This is a genomic window from Halomonas urumqiensis, assembly GCF_003028575.1.
Lineage (GTDB): Bacteria > Pseudomonadota > Gammaproteobacteria > Pseudomonadales > Halomonadaceae > Halomonas > Halomonas urumqiensis.
In genome coordinates this window covers 182,389-197,134 of the sequence record NZ_PYUD01000001.1, presented here as the reverse complement: position 1 = coordinate 197,134, position 14,746 = coordinate 182,389, and the positions used below count along the sequence as shown (strand labels likewise).

Genomic DNA, 14,746 nt, shown 5'->3' with positions numbered 1-14,746 from the left:
GCTTGACTCACAGCTGAGCTGTACTCAACACCATTGGACTGCCACTGCCTTTGGTGCACGGCTATGCCCTTTGTGCTGATTCCTCCATACTAGCGTTATGCTATTTTTCATGGAGGATTGGTCATGCCTGATGTCCTGGCCCAGCAACGGCGCTCCCTGTTGCACGAGACCCATTGCCAGACCTGCAGCCTGAGCTCGCTATGCCTGCCCCTGGCGCTGGAGGTCCAGGACATGCAGCAGTTCGATGCCATCATCCGCCGACGTGCGCCACTCAAGAAAGGCGAGGCACTGTTCCGCCAGAACAGCCCGTTCAACAGCGTCTACGCGGTGCGCTCGGGAAGCCTCAAGCAGGTGACCACCGAAGGCAGCGAGGATCAGTTGACCAACTTCTACCTGCCCAGCGAGCTGGTCGGACTGGATGGTATCGATAGTGACCGCTATCCCGGCGCGGTGATCGCCCTGGAAACCACCACCGTCTGCGAGATCCCCTTCGACCGTCTCGATGCGCTCTCGGAATCGCTACCGGAGCTGCGCACGCAGCTCTACCGCAGCATGAGCAAGGAATTACGTGATGACCGGCGCATGATGCGCCTGTTGTCGCGCAAGACCGCCGACCAGCGCCTGGCCAGCTTCTTCATCGGGCTATCGGAACGCTTCCGCCGGCGCGGCTATTCGCCCTTCAGCTTTCGCCTGTCGATGCCGCGGGCGGACATCGGCAACTACCTGGGGCTCGCCGTGGAAACGGTCAGCCGCATTCTGGGACGCTTCCAGAACCAGGGGCTGATCGCCGTTTCCGGCCGCGAGGTGAATATCCTCGATATGGATGGCCTGGTGCATGTCGCCGAGGAGGAAGGGGCGAAATGAAAGGCGTGTGAGTCGTGAGTCGTTGAGTCGTGAGTCGTGAGTCGTGAGTCGTGAGTCGTGTGCCATTCTGAGCCGAATCGCCCCGTGACAAGGTCACGGGGCGATTGTCCAGTGACTCAGCGCTCCTGCTGGATATCGATCCGCGCGGCGCGCTGCCGGGCCTGCTTCTCCTCGAGGCCCACGAAGTCGAACAACTCGCGGTCGGCAAGTTGCGACGGGGCCACGTTGGTGACCGCCTTGAACATGTTTTCAAGCCGCCCGGGGAACTTCTTGTCCCACTCGACGAGCATCTCCTTGACCACCTGCCGCTGCAGGTTGGGCTGTGAACCGCACAGGTTGCAGGGAATGATCGGGAAGTCCATCAGCCGAGAGAACTCGGCGATATCGGCTTCGCGGCAGTAGGCCAGCGGGCGGATGAGGATATTCTTGCCGTCGTCGGAGAGCAGTTTCGGCGGCATGGCCTTGAGGCTGCCACCGAAGAACATGTTGAGAAACAGCGTCTCCAGGATATCCTCGCGATGGTGCCCAAGCGCCACCTTGGTGGCACCGATCTGCTCGGCGAAGCCATACAACGAGCCGCGCCGCAGTCGCGAGCAAAGCGCGCAGGTGGTCTTGCCTTCCGGCGTCTTTTCCATCACCACCGAATAGGTGTCACGCTCGAGGATGTGATACTCGACGCCGATGCGCTCGAGGTATTCCGGCAACACGTGCTCTGGAAAGCCAGGCTGCTTCTGGTCGAGATTGACCGCCACCAACGAGAAATCGACAGGCGCATTGCGCTGCAGGCTGCGCAGGATCTCGAGCATGGTGTAGCTGTCCTTGCCACCCGACAGGCAGACCATCACCCGATCCCCCTCATTGATCATCCCGTAATCGATGATTGCCTTGCCCACCTGGCGCCGTAGCCGCTTCTGCAGCTTGTTGAATTCACGCTTGGCCTTGGCATCCAGCAGAGCCTCGGACTCGCTGGCGTCGGTTTCAAGGGCTTGGGTTTCAAGGGCATCGACGTCAGGGTCGAAGGTCACGGCATCTTGCATGGTCACGGCGCTGCCTGAGCGGACAGAAATGTAAGGGGGCAAATTCTACCATTGCCACCGCCGCGAGGCGACGACCCCGTATCCCACTTGCCCGGGCATCACGAAGGGCGCCTGGCCAGCAGGACGCCACGTGTCAGCCGCAGGTGCATCAGTGCTGTGGTCACCGCGTCACCCAGCGCCGTGTTGCGCCCCATTACCGGCACCCCGAGTGCCTCGGCGACCGACTCGAAGCACAGGACAGGGTCGACCTCGGGATGACGACGGCGCAGTAGACGCTGGTAACTCTGCGCCACGTCGATGGTGGCATTGGGCAACGCGAAGCCGAATCGCGGACGCAATTCGCGGTTGATGATCGCCAGGTCGAAATCCAGGTGCCAACCGACCAACGGCCGGTTGCCGACGAAGTCGATGAACCGGCCAAGGGCGGCATCGATCCCCTCCCCATCCGCCAGGTCGATACCGCGCAAGCCATGGATGCGAATCGAATCTCCGGTGAGGCTGGCCGGGCGGGCCAGGCGCAGATCGAGCGATTCGCTGGTCAGCACCCGATCATGGCGCAGCTTGACGGCGGCGAGCGACACCAGTTCGGCGTTTCGGGTATCGAGCCCGGTGGTCTCGGTATCAATGACCACCATCTCGTCACCCGTATACGGATGGAACAACCAGGCATAGTGCCCGTTGGCCTGACGTCGTCGGTCGGCGGCACGCCGCAAGGCCCTGATCATGTCACTGTCTCCATGTGCAATCGTCATCCCGAGGCTGATGGCCTAGCCTCATGAATACTCCAGATGAAAGCGGTGCGAGAGCCGCTGCTTGAAATCCTTGACGATGTGCAGCGCTTCGCGCAGCAGGTCGCGCTCAAGCGACGAGAGCTCCTGCACCACCACCCGGTCGGGATGCCGGGTCGACTCGTTCCCCTCGAGACGCGTGAGTTGCTGCCTCAGGCGCAACTCGGTGAACAATGACAGTGCCTCGCCAAGATCTTCGGCGAAACGCGCCTCGAGCCGACCGTCGGCCGCCAGGGCATCGAGGCGCTCGAGGGTCGAGGTCACGCGGATACCACGTTCTAGCGCCATGGCGCGCACACCATGCACGATGGGGAAGATGCCACCCTTCTTGATATCGATGCCGTGCTGGGGCTTTTTCAGCGAACCGAACAGCGTCAGCGGGGTGGAAAAACTCAGCACCGCACGCGCCAGGTAGGAAAGCAGAATCTCGTCACGCGAGCAGCGCTCGAAGAGTTCATCGCGGATGCGGTCGAGCAGTGCCGGATTGCCGGCAACCGCATGGGCATCGAGCATGATGGCAAGCTTCATCAGGCTGTCACCGTCACGCGCGCTGGCCCAGCCGGCAATTCGCCCCCGCCACTGGGATTCCGTACCCACCCACTCGGGGTTGGACACCATGATATTGCCAGGGCACGGCGGGTAACCGAGATCGATCAGTGTGTCGGTCAGGCGCTGCATGTGCTCGGCGCACTCCGGCCAGGCCAGGTCGTCTTCGAGGATCAACCCATTGTCCTGATCGGTCTTGAGGATCTGTTCACCGCGACCTTCACTGCCCATCACCATCAGGCAGCTGTGCTGGTGGTAACGCTCATCGATGGTGAATGTCCAGGCCTTGTTGATGATTCGCCCATTCAGCGCCGCCAGCAGGCCCATGGCGAAGCGCAGCTTGACACCCTGCGCCATCAGCGCGCGCACCAACTCAGGCGTGCGCTTGCTGGCAACGGCCAGTGCCTCGAGGTCATTGGCCTGCTCCACCTGCAGACTGACCACGTAGCTGCGGCTGGAGAAGTAACTCAGCACATCGGTGAGTTCCACCACCCCAACGGGCTTGCCCCGCTCGATGACCACCACCCGCTCGACCTTGTGGCGGGTCATCATCACCAGCGCCTCGAAAAGGTACTGCCCGGGGGCAACGGTCACCAGTTCGCGATGCGCGATGCCATCAAGCTCGCTTTCGACTCCCTGCCGCTCGACCACCAGGGCATTGAGCAGATCGGTCTTGGTCACCATTCCCGGCCCAGCAGCGCCCTCAACCAACAGGCTGTCCGCATGCCGTTCATTGATATATGCCACGGCCCCGGCAATGGTAGTGGCGGCTGGCACCAGCAAAGGTTCGCGCATGCATTCGTCGACCCGCGCCAGCATGAAACCCGCCATGGTGACGCCGCCTTCGGCACGCTGCTCGGTCAACAGCCGGGTCTTGTGGGCCAGCGACTGGCGGAAGAATTCGGCAAACGCCGGGTAGCTCTCGCACAACGCGAGGAACAGCGACTTGGGCAACAGGTAGCAGAGGCTCTCCTGCTCGGCGCGGAATCGGTAGCGGCTCTTGCCATTGAGAATGCTGATGGCCCCGAACAGATCGCCAGCGGTGTAGTGGCCAATGCGTTGACGCGCGGCCGGCTGGGTGGTGTCGAGTTCGGCAACCTCGCCCTTGTGAATGAGAAACACGAATTCGCCTGGCTGGCCGGTTTCGAGAATGATCTCGTCATGATCGTAGTAGCCAAGGTCGATACCATGACGTACTCGCTGGCGTCCCTCGTCATCGAGAAGCGTGAAGGGGGGGTGAGACAGATCGACATCGACCATGCGGCTACCCAGGCTAGCGTCATGGACATTGCAAAAGCAGCCATGACATGAATGATCATTGCAGAATAGCAAACGGCTCATTTCATATAATAGCTAGACAATCGTCCCATCCATTGGTGCGTTAGACTATTGTCCAACTAACGACAATCGACACATGAAAGCCTAGACAAACGTCTATGTCCGGCAATGCCATAACACGCTATACCAACGTCCTATCCACTAATGGAACGGGCTGACATCGCATCGGGAAAAATAAAATAAACCACTGAAAATAAAGGATTAGTCTAAAGCACTATTAATCGATTTATTCTCATGATACCAAAGTCTGGGATTTATTTTTCGACCTCATTGACCAGAATTCTCGGTGCGACATGCAGGGCAATCGCACGTCTACCTATTGGCGTGGCAATCGACCAGCATCAACAACTACGCATGCAGCCGACGGGCGATTGCCCTGAAAATCCATCAAACTCGCGACACTAAGCCCCACCTCTCAATAACAAGTGGAGAGCAAGACCATGGCAGAAGATAAATCCAATGCCGAAGCTTACTGGAAGGCGAACGTCCGCCTGATCACGGGGTGCCTGATTGTCTGGGCATTCGTGTCCTATGGCTGCGCCATATTGTTCCGGCCTCTGCTGGCCGGCATTCCCGTGGGGGGAACCGACCTGGGGTTCTGGTTCGCTCAGCAGGGTTCCATCCTGACCTTCATCTGCTTGATCTTCTTCTACGCCTGGAAGATGAACAAGCTGGATGAAAAGTTCGGCCTGGGGGAGTAAGCCAGCATGAGTCAATTCGCTATCAACCTGCTGTTCGTGGGCGCTTCATTCGCCCTTTATATAGGTATCGCGATCTGGGCCCGCGCAGGGTCGACCAAGGACTTCTATGTCGCCGGGGGTGGCGTACACCCCATCACCAATGGCATGGCCACGGCTGCCGACTGGATGTCCGCCGCCTCGTTTATTTCCATGGCCGGCCTGCTGGCCTCCGGAGGTTATGCCAACTCGACCTTCCTGATGGGTTGGACCGGCGGCTACGTGATCCTGGCCATGCTGCTGGCGCCGTATCTACGCAAGTTCGGCAAGTTCACGGTGCCTGACTTCATCGGTGATCGTTTCTACAGCAGGGCCGCCCGGCTGGTCGCGGTGATCTGCCTGATCGTCGCTTCGGTGACGTACGTCATCGGCCAGATGACCGGTGCCGGCGTTGCCTTCTCGCGATTCCTCGAGGTCAGCAACACCTGGGGGATCTGGATCGCGGCCTTCATCGTGTTCCTCTACGCGGTATTCGGTGGCATGAAGGGCATCACCTACACCCAGGTCGCCCAGTACATCGTGCTGATCATCGCCTACACCATTCCCGCCGTGTTCATCGCCATGCAGCTGACCGGCAACCCCATTCCGATGTTCGGCATGTTCAGCACCCATACAGAATCCGGTGTGCCGCTGCTTCAGAAACTCGATGATGTCGTCAACGCGCTGGGCTTCAGGGATTACACCGCCGATGTCGACAACAAGCTGAACATGGTGCTGTTCACCCTGTCGCTGATGATCGGCACCGCGGGCTTGCCCCACGTCATCATCCGCTTCTTCACCGTGCCGAAGGTGGCCGACGCACGCTGGTCAGCGGGCTGGGCTCTGGTGTTCATCGCGCTGCTGTACCTGACCGCGCCGGCGGTGGGCTCCATGGCTCGCCTCAACCTGATGACCACCGTCTACCCGGAAATGTCCGGCCAGGTGGAAAACTACGAAGAGGCCGCCAGCAACCCGATTCTCTATGAGGATCGACCTGAATGGGTGCGTACCTGGGAAGAAACCGGGTTGATCACCTTCAACGATGCCAATAACGATGGCCGCATCCAGTTCTACAACGATGGCAACGCGGACTTCGCCGAAACCGCCGAATCGCGTGGCTGGGAAGGCAGCGAATTGACGGTCAACAACGATATCCTGGTACTCGCCAATCCGGAAATCGCCAACTTGCCCGGCTGGGTCATCGGCCTGATTGCCGCCGGGGGTATCGCCGCGGCATTGTCCACTGCGGCAGGCCTGTTGCTTGCGATCTCGTCGGCGATCAGTCATGACCTGATCAAGACAATGATCAACCCCAATATCACCGAGAAGGGCGAAATGCTTGCCGCGCGGATATCCATGGGGGGGGCCATCCTGCTGGCGACCTACCTTGGGCTCAACCCTCCGGGCTTTGCCGCCCAGACCGTGGCACTCGCCTTCGGGATCGCCGGCGCCTCGCTGTTCCCGGCGCTGATGATGGGGATCTTCTCCAAGCGAGTGAACAACAAGGGCGCGGTCGCCGGCATGCTGGCGGGTCTGCTGACCACCCTGCTGTACATCTTCACGTACCTGGGTTGGTTCTTCGTACCCGAGACCAACATGCTGCCCAATACACCGGACAACTGGATACTCGGCATCTCGCCGCTGTCCTTCGGTGCGATTGGTGCGATGTTCAACTTCGCGGTTGCCTACCTGGTATCCAATGCCACCGAAGAGCCGCCCCAGGAGATTCAGGACCTCGTCGAAAGTGTCCGCTACCCGAAAGGCGCTGGCGGTGCCGTCAGCCACTAAGCCATAATGGCACGCGGCCAGGCCCGACCTGGCCGCGGAATCTCACCCGATCGGGCTTCCCATGGGAAGCCCGATTTCGTTGACAAGGTCGAGTTATGATTTGGCACCTGATTGCAGCCATCTTCGCCGGTCTCGGCGCTGCGGGTATCGGCATGCTGCTGCGCCTGCTCAGCGGCAAGCGCCTTCCCCGCTGGATCATCCCGGCCTTCGCGGGCCTTGGCATGCTGGGCTACCAGATTCACTATGAATACGCGTGGTTCGATCACAAGCTGCAGCAATTGCCCGCTACCGCCCACGTGGTCGAGGTGGAGCAGGATGCCATGTTCTGGCGCCCCTGGACCTACCTCCACCCCATGACGACCGGCTTCAGTGTGGTCGATGAACAGAGCATGTCGGTACGAGAGGAGGACGGCGAGCGGCGGGTCGAGTTCCTGCTGTACCGTTTCGAGAAGCAGCTCCAGGACCGGGTCAGCCACCAGACATGGCTGATGAATTGCGCTAGCCGGGAGGTCCTGCCACTGGAGGGCGAGGGGCGCGAGCCGCGCCTGGACGAGATGCGCCGCCTGGGCGATCAGGCCCCCCTCTACCGTGCCATCTGCCGGGAAGCCTGATCGCCACCTGCCCACGGCGGCACCATTGCCCTAGAATGGGCGCCCACACCGTGGGAGGAAGCTCATGTTTTCTGGTTGGTTGCTGGTTGCCATCTCGCTTGCGTACATTGCCGTGCTGTTCGGTATCGCCTGGCGTGGCGATCGGCACGCCCGCCGCCATGGCGCCAGTCGGCGACGTCCGGTGGTCTACAGCCTGGCGCTGGCCATCTACTGCACATCCTGGACCTTCTACGGCGCGGTGGGCCAGGCCGCCACCGCCGGCTGGTCCTTCGCCAGCATCTACGTGGGACCGATCCTAACCTTCCTGCTGTTCTGGCCGGTGCTGGCCAAGATGATTCGCGTCGCCAAGCACCAGAATGTCACCTCCATCGCCGATTTCATTGCCTCGCGCTACGGCAAGACTCAGTCACTGGCGGCGTTCGCAAGCCTGGTCGCGCTGATCGGTACCTTGCCCTATATCGCCCTGCAGCTGAAAGCCGTCTCCACATCGTTCAGCGTACTGACTGACGCCTCGGACATCACCCGCACGCCACTGTTCGGCGATACCGCCTTCTATGTCGCCATGGTAATGGCCGCCTTCGCCATCCTGTTCGGCACCCGGCACACCGACGCGACCGAGCACCACGAGGGACTGATCCACGCCGTGGCCTTCGAGTCGTTGGTCAAGTTACTGGCCTTCCTGCTGCTCGGCGCCTACGTCACCTGGGGCATGTTCGATGGACTTGGCGATCTGCTCGCGCGGGCCGAAGTCCAGCTGGAACTGCAGCGTCAACTGGCCCAGCAGGACTTTGGCCAGAGCTTCTGGGCGCAGACCTTGCTTGCCATGCTGGCGATACTGTGCCTGCCCCGACAGTTCCATGTCGCGGTGGTCGAAAATACCCACCGTGACGACGCCACCAAGGCACGCTGGCTGTTTCCGCTCTACCTGCTCGCCTTCGCCTTCTTCGTCATACCGCTGGCCGCCGCCGGCCTTACCCTGTTCGCCGGGACGGGTGTCGAGCCTGACACCTATGTGCTGGCCCTGCCCATGGCGGCGGGCAACGAATGGCTGACCCTGCTGACCTTCATCGGCGGTTTCTCGGCGGCCACCGGCATGGTGATCGTGGCCGCCGTCGCGGTATCGATCATGATCTCCAACGAGATCGTCATCCCGGCCCTGTTCAGACTGCGCTGGTTTGACACCAAGGCCCGCGACTACGGCCGGCTGGTGCTGCGCGCGAGGCGCATCACCATCGCCGCGGTGCTGGCCATGGCCTATGGCTTCTACCAGTTGATCGGCGAGTTCACGTCGCTTGCCTCCATCGGCATGCTGTCATTCGCCGCCGCTGCCCAGTTTGCCCCGGCACTGATCGGTGGGCTCTACTGGAAACGCGGCAACCGGCTGGGGGTGATCGTCGGCATGAACGCCGGGTTCGCGATCTGGGCCTACAGCCTGCTGATGCCTTCGATGATCGGTGCCGGCGTGCTGCCCACCGACTGGCTCGATGGTGGCCCATTGGGGCTCGCCTGGCTGGCTCCCACCTCGCTGTTCGGTCTCAATGTCGGCGACGGTTTCACCCACGGGGTCATGCTGTCGCTCGGGGTCAATCTTTTCTGCTACATCTTCGTCTCCCAGGTCACCTCGCAACGCGTGGTGGAACGCATCCAGGCTTCGCTGTTCGTCGATAGCGTCGAAACTCGCCAGACCTCGGTAAACCGCCCCTGGACCGGCGCCACCACGGTGGGCGATCTCAAGGTATTGTGCGAGCGTTTCCTGGGTGCCCAGCAGGTCAATCGCGCCTTCGATGACTACGCCCGACGCAACGGTACGACGCTCGAGGACGGCACCCGCGCTTCCATCGATGTGATCCAGTTCACCGAGCGCTTCCTGGCCTCGGTGCTGGGGGCCTCCTCGGCGCGGATCGTCGTCAACTCGGCACTGCAGGGACGCGGCATCGGCATATCGGATGTCATCTCGATCGTCGACGAGGCTTCCCAGGTCCTCGAATTCAACCGCGCGCTGCTGCAGGCCACCATCGAGAACATCAATCAGGGCATCAGCGTGGTCGACCAGAACCTGCGCCTGGTGGTCTGGAACCAGCGCTACCTGGAGCTGTTCCGCTTCCCTGACCATCTGATCCGGGTCGGCGCCCCCATCGACCGGATCTTCCGCTACAACGCCCACAACGGCGAGTACGGTCCGGGAGACCCCGAGGAGCATGTCCAGCTGCTGCTCGACAACATCCGCGAGGGCCAGCCGCATCGCTATGTACGCTACCGCCAGGACGGCAGCGTGCTTGAAGTGCAGGGCAACCCGATGCCGGGTGGCGGCTTCGTCTACACCTACCAGGACATCACCCAGCAGAAGCGAATCGAAGAAGCGCTGATCCGCTCCGAGAACAATATCCGCATCTATACCGACAACGTGCCGGCGCTGATCGCCTACTTCGACAAGGAGTGCCGCTACCTCTTCACCAACCGCGCCTATGAACAGGCCTTCGGCATCGATCGCAACGCGGTGATCGGCAAGCGCGTGGAACAAGTGATCTCGGAGGAGATGGCGCGCGAGCGCGAACCCTGGATCGCCCGCGCTCTGGACGGTGAACGAGTCAGCTTCGAAGTGTCGTTGACGCTGCCCGAAGGGCGGCGCTACATGCTGGTGACCTATACCCCGCACTTCGGTGACAGCGGTTCTATCCTCGGTTTCTTCGCGCTCTATCAGGACATCACCGAGCGCCGCCTGGCGGAAGTGGCATTGAAGGAGACCAATGAGACCCTCGAGGAGCGCGTGCGCGAGCGTACCCAGGCGCTCTCCGAAGCCAACGCCGCGCTACGCCAGGAAAACCGTGTGCGCGCCGAGGCGGAACTGGCACTGCGCCAGGCCAAGCAATTGGCCGAGGATGCCAACGCCTCCAAGACCCGTTTCCTGGCCGCCGCCAGCCATGACCTGCTGCAGCCACTCAATGCCGCGCGACTGTTCACCTCGGCCTTGTCGCAAGAGATGGAAGCACGCGACATGAAACGCACCATCGGCCATATCGATAACTCACTGCAGGCCGCAGAGGAGCTTCTGGGCACGCTGCTCGACATCTCCAAGCTGGATGCCGGCGCCCTGACACCCCGGCGCAGCCACTTCGCGCTGGCTGACATCTTCCGTCCGTTGCGTGCCGAGTTCGAGGTGATGGCCGAAGAGCGTGGCCTGGACCTCGTCGTGGTGCCGACCCGCGCCTGGGTCGATAGTGATGCCCAGATGCTGCGAAGAATCGTCCAGAACTTCCTCTCCAACGCCATTCGCTACACCCAGGAGGGCCGCGTGCTGTTGGGCTGTCGGCGTCAGGGAGCGCGCTTGACCATCGAGGTCTGGGACAGCGGCCCGGGCATTCCCGAATCCAAGCAGGCGGAAATCTTCCAGGAGTTCCGCCGCCTCGATCAGGCCTCGCGACACAAGGAGAGCGAGAAGGGATTGGGGCTCGGGCTTTCGATTGCCGACCGCATGAGCCGAGTGCTGGACCACCCGATCCAGGTTCGCTCACGGGAGGGTCATGGCACCATGTTCTCGGTTTGCGTGCCAGTAGTAGAGGCGCGTAGTGAGGCGCAGCAGGCCGAGGATGCCGCATCGCCGCGACGCGTCGGCAACAAGCTCTCGGGGACGCGTATCCTGTGCATCGACAATGAGACACTGATACTGGAAGGCATGAAAGCGATGTTGTCGGGCTGGGGCTGCGAAGTGTTCACCGCGACTACCATCGGCGGCGCGAAGTCGGTGATGCGCCACCTCGACGGCGACCCCGACGCGATACTCGCCGACTACCACCTGGACAACGAAGTCACCGGCCTGATGGCGCTAGACGCGCTGGCCGAACGACTGAACGGTGCAGTGCCTGGCATCGTGATCACCGCCGACCGCACCGAAGAAGTCGCCGAAGAGGTCAAGCGAGCCGGCTACCAGTTGCTGCTGAAACCCGTTCGGCCTGCCGCCCTTCGCGCGCTACTGACTCGCACTCTACAGGCCAGCCGGGCGTCGACCCCCTAGGACTCCACCTTCGGCGGCTCGACCTCGAGCTTCTGGGCGGCGATCACCGCCTGGGTGCGCGAATGTACGCCGAGCTTGCGAAGAATCGCGGTGACGTGTGCCTTGATGGTCGCCTCGGAGACATTCAGCTCGTAGGCGATCTGCTTGTTGAGCAGGCCTTCGGTGAGCATGTTGAGCACCCGAAACTGCTGCGGGGTCAACGAGGCAATGGCTTCGGCGAACTTGGTCTCTTCCTCGTCGGCCTCGCCCATCACCTCGGCAAGTTCCGCCGGCAACCACACCTCACCATCGAGAATCTCGCCGACAGCCTCGGCGATCAACTGCAGTGACGAGGACTTGGGAATGAATCCCGAGGCGCCGTAATCAATGGCACGGCGCACCACATGGGGTTCGTCGCTGCCGGAGACCACCGCGACGGGAATATCCGGGGTCTGGCCACGCAGTTGAATCAGGCCGGAGAAACCATGGGCGCCCGGCATGTGCAGGTCAAGCAGGATCAGGTCAGCATCAGGGTGACGCGTCACCACCTCGGCGGTGGCCTCCATGGTATCGGACTCGACGATCTCGGCCTGGGGCGCCAGTTGTCGCAGCGCCTGGGTCAAGGCTGCACGGAACAGCGGATGGTCATCGGCAACGATGAATTTCTGGGCAAACGCCATGGATCTTCCTCCGGTTCCTCGAGTAGCGCCAATCGCCGCCACGCTGAACACATCTATATTGTGAAGGCATGTTACCCCATGGCATCGGCGATTCCCAAGCACATCACAGCGCTTGTGACACTCGCCGCCGACGCCACGCCTGGCACAGCACCGCGAATACCTGGATCGCCCAGCCACCTACACGCAGAGGCCGGCACCTGGGCCGGCCTGTTGCACGGCCCGGTCGACGCCGGGCCTTGGGGATTTGCAAGGCAAACCCGGGGGTAGCGCCCCCCGGGATGCATCACCGATTGACGCGGTGCTCGATCAGCTCGTCGACCACCGACGGGTCGGCCAGGGTGCTGGTGTCACCCAGGCCATCGCACTCGTTGGCGGCGATCTTGCGCAGGATACGGCGCATGATCTTGCCCGAGCGGGTCTTGGGAAGGCCCGGCGCCCACTGGATGACATCCGGCGAAGCGATCGGACCGATGTCCTTGCGCACCCACTGGGTCAGTTCCTTCTTGAGCTCGTCGCTGGGCTCCACACCATCGGTCAGGGTCACATAGATATAAATCCCCTGGCCCTTTATGTCGTGTGGGAAGCCCACCACGGCGGCTTCGGCCACCGATTCGTGAGCCACCAGCGACGACTCGATCTCGGCGGTGCCCATGCGGTGCCCGGACACGTTGAGCACATCATCGACGCGGCCGGTGATCCAGTAATAGCCATCCTCGTCACGCCGGCAGCCATCACCGGTGAAGTAGACCCCCTGGTAGGTCGAGAAATAGGTCTGCACGAAGCGTTCATGGTCGCCCCAGATGGAGCGCGCCTGCCCCGGCCAGGAGTCGGTGAGCACCAGGTTGCCATCCACCGCGCCCTGGAGCTCCTTGCCCTCGCTGTCGAATAGCGCCGGCTGCACGCCGAAGAACGGCAAGGTGGCGGAACCAGGCTTCAAGTCGGTGGCGCCGGGCAGCGGAGTGATCATGATCCCGCCGGTTTCGGTTTGCCACCAGGTGTCGACGATCGGGCAGTTGGAATTACCGATCACGCGGTAGAACCATTCCCACGCTTCGGGGTTGATGGGCTCGCCCACCGAGCCGAGCAGACGCAGGCTGTCGCGCTTGCTGGAATCCATGACCGCATCGCCATGGGCCATCAGCGCACGAATCGCGGTCGGCGCGGTATACAGAATGCTGACGTCGTGCTTGTCGACGATCTCCCCCATGCGACCATGAGTCGGGTAACTCGGCACCCCCTCGAACATCAAGGTGGTGGCGCCATTGGCCAGCGGCCCATAGACGATATAGCTGTGGCCGGTGACCCAGCCGACATCGGCGGTGCACCAGTAGACCTCGCCATCCTGATAGTCGAACACGTACTGGTGGGTCAGGCTCGCGTAAACGAGGTAGCCGCCGGTGGTATGCTTGAGCCCCTTGGGGGCACCGGTGGAGCCGGAGGTATAGAGGATGAACAGCGGATCCTCGGCATTCATCTCGACCGCCTGGCACTCGGTGGACTGCTTGTCGACGCATTCGTGATACCAGACATCGCGAGCATCATTCCACTCGATCTCACCACCGGTGCGCTTGACCACCAGCACCTTCTCGCACACCTCGGTGCCCTTGCGGGTCAAGGCGGCATCGACGTTGTCCTTGAGCGGCACCTGCTTGCCACCACGCACGGATTCATCGGCGGTGATCACGAGCTTCGAGTCGGCACCGATCACTCGCTGAGCAAGCGCGTCCGGGGAGAAGCCTCCGAATACCACCGAGTGCACCGCGCCGATGCGTGCGCAGGCAAGCATGGCCACGGCGGCTTCGACGATCATCGGCATGTAGAGCGTGACCACATCGCCCTTGCCGATGCCCAGTTCCTTGAGCGCATTGGCAAGCTGGCAAGTCTGAGCGTGCAGCTCGCGGTAACTGACATGCTTGGAATCATTGGGGTCGTCGCCTTCCCAGATGATCGCGGTCTGGTCACCACGCTTCTCCAGGTGGCGGTCAAGACAGTTGACGCTGGCGTTGAGGGTACCGTCCTCGAACCAGCGAATATCCACATTGTGCGAGTCGAAACTGGTGTGCTTGATCTTGGTCGGCGCCTTGAACCAGTCGACGCGCTTGGCCTGCTCGGCCCAGAACGCATTCGGGTCGTCCACCGACTGCTGGTACATGGCCTGGTACTTGGCCTTGTCGGCCCAGGCCTTGGCGGCGAAATCGTCGCGCACGGGATGTACGTTGTGCTGATCGCTCATGGAATTGCCTCTGTCCTGGGGGTGGCCCCGTCGGTGAGTGAAGCCGATCGAAAAAAATACGATCGGCGCCAGCAAATAGTGCGCTCAGCATAACCTCGCCGAAGCCGACTTCCCTTTAGACATTGGTATGAGCGCTTTTTATTTTCATAACAAT

The 14,746-nt window shown here is 61.8% G+C and carries 10 protein-coding genes; 5 read left to right on the top strand and 5 right to left on the bottom strand.

The genetic code is table 11. The annotated features are described in order from the left end of the window. Positions 1-123 precede the first annotated feature (123 nt). The gene (gene fnr / locus C6V82_RS00825) at positions 124-864 is read left to right on the top strand and encodes a fumarate/nitrate reduction transcriptional regulator Fnr (protein WP_102588433.1); all 741 of its coding nucleotides are present in this window, start codon (positions 124-126) and stop codon (positions 862-864) included. Between the two features lie 116 nt (positions 865-980). On the opposite strand, the gene ttcA is transcribed toward fnr, so the two are convergent. The 3 genes from ttcA to C6V82_RS00810 form a co-directional block, all read right to left on the bottom strand. Continuing rightward, entirely contained in the window at positions 981-1,901 is a 921-nt protein-coding gene (ttcA, locus tag C6V82_RS00820) for a tRNA 2-thiocytidine(32) synthetase TtcA (protein WP_102588434.1), read from the bottom strand. Between the two features lie 98 nt (positions 1,902-1,999). Then, positions 2,000-2,626 carry a 3'-5' exonuclease gene (locus C6V82_RS00815; RefSeq protein WP_102588435.1) on the bottom strand — a complete coding sequence of 209 codons (627 nt, stop codon included), beginning with the start codon at positions 2,624-2,626 and terminating at the stop codon, positions 2,000-2,002. Between the two features lie 48 nt (positions 2,627-2,674). After that, positions 2,675-4,495 (bottom strand): putative nucleotidyltransferase substrate binding domain-containing protein, encoded by a 1,821-nt coding sequence (locus C6V82_RS00810; RefSeq protein ID WP_102588436.1) that lies wholly within the window; start codon positions 4,493-4,495, stop codon positions 2,675-2,677. 518 nt (positions 4,496-5,013) lie between these two features. Between C6V82_RS00810 and C6V82_RS00805 the strand changes: the two genes are divergently transcribed. The 4 genes from C6V82_RS00805 (at position 5,014) to C6V82_RS00790 (ending at position 11,700) form a co-directional block, all read left to right on the top strand. Continuing rightward, positions 5,014-5,274 (top strand): DUF4212 domain-containing protein, encoded by a 261-nt coding sequence (locus C6V82_RS00805; protein ID WP_102588437.1) that lies wholly within the window; start codon positions 5,014-5,016, stop codon positions 5,272-5,274. A 6-nt stretch (positions 5,275-5,280) separates the two neighbouring features. Beyond that, complete coding sequence (locus C6V82_RS00800; RefSeq protein WP_102588438.1) at positions 5,281-7,077, top strand: sodium:solute symporter family protein; 1,797 nt, start codon at positions 5,281-5,283, stop codon at positions 7,075-7,077. A 95-nt stretch (positions 7,078-7,172) separates the two neighbouring features. After that, entirely contained in the window at positions 7,173-7,688 is a 516-nt protein-coding gene (locus C6V82_RS00795; RefSeq protein WP_102588439.1) for a hypothetical protein, read from the top strand. Positions 7,689-7,752: 64 nt separating this feature from the next. Beyond that, positions 7,753-11,700, top strand: coding sequence for a hybrid sensor histidine kinase/response regulator (locus tag C6V82_RS00790; protein WP_102588440.1), 3,948 nt, complete (start codon positions 7,753-7,755; stop codon positions 11,698-11,700). Here the strand turns inward: C6V82_RS00790 and C6V82_RS00785 are convergent. Beyond that, positions 11,697-12,359 (bottom strand): LuxR C-terminal-related transcriptional regulator, encoded by a 663-nt coding sequence (locus tag C6V82_RS00785; protein ID WP_102588441.1) that lies wholly within the window; start codon positions 12,357-12,359, stop codon positions 11,697-11,699. The two genes, C6V82_RS00790 and C6V82_RS00785, sit on opposite strands and share 4 nt — an antisense overlap. A 283-nt stretch (positions 12,360-12,642) precedes the next feature. After that, complete coding sequence (gene acs, locus C6V82_RS00780; protein WP_102588442.1) at positions 12,643-14,592, bottom strand: acetate--CoA ligase; 1,950 nt, start codon at positions 14,590-14,592, stop codon at positions 12,643-12,645. Between the last annotated feature and the right edge of the window lie 154 nt (positions 14,593-14,746).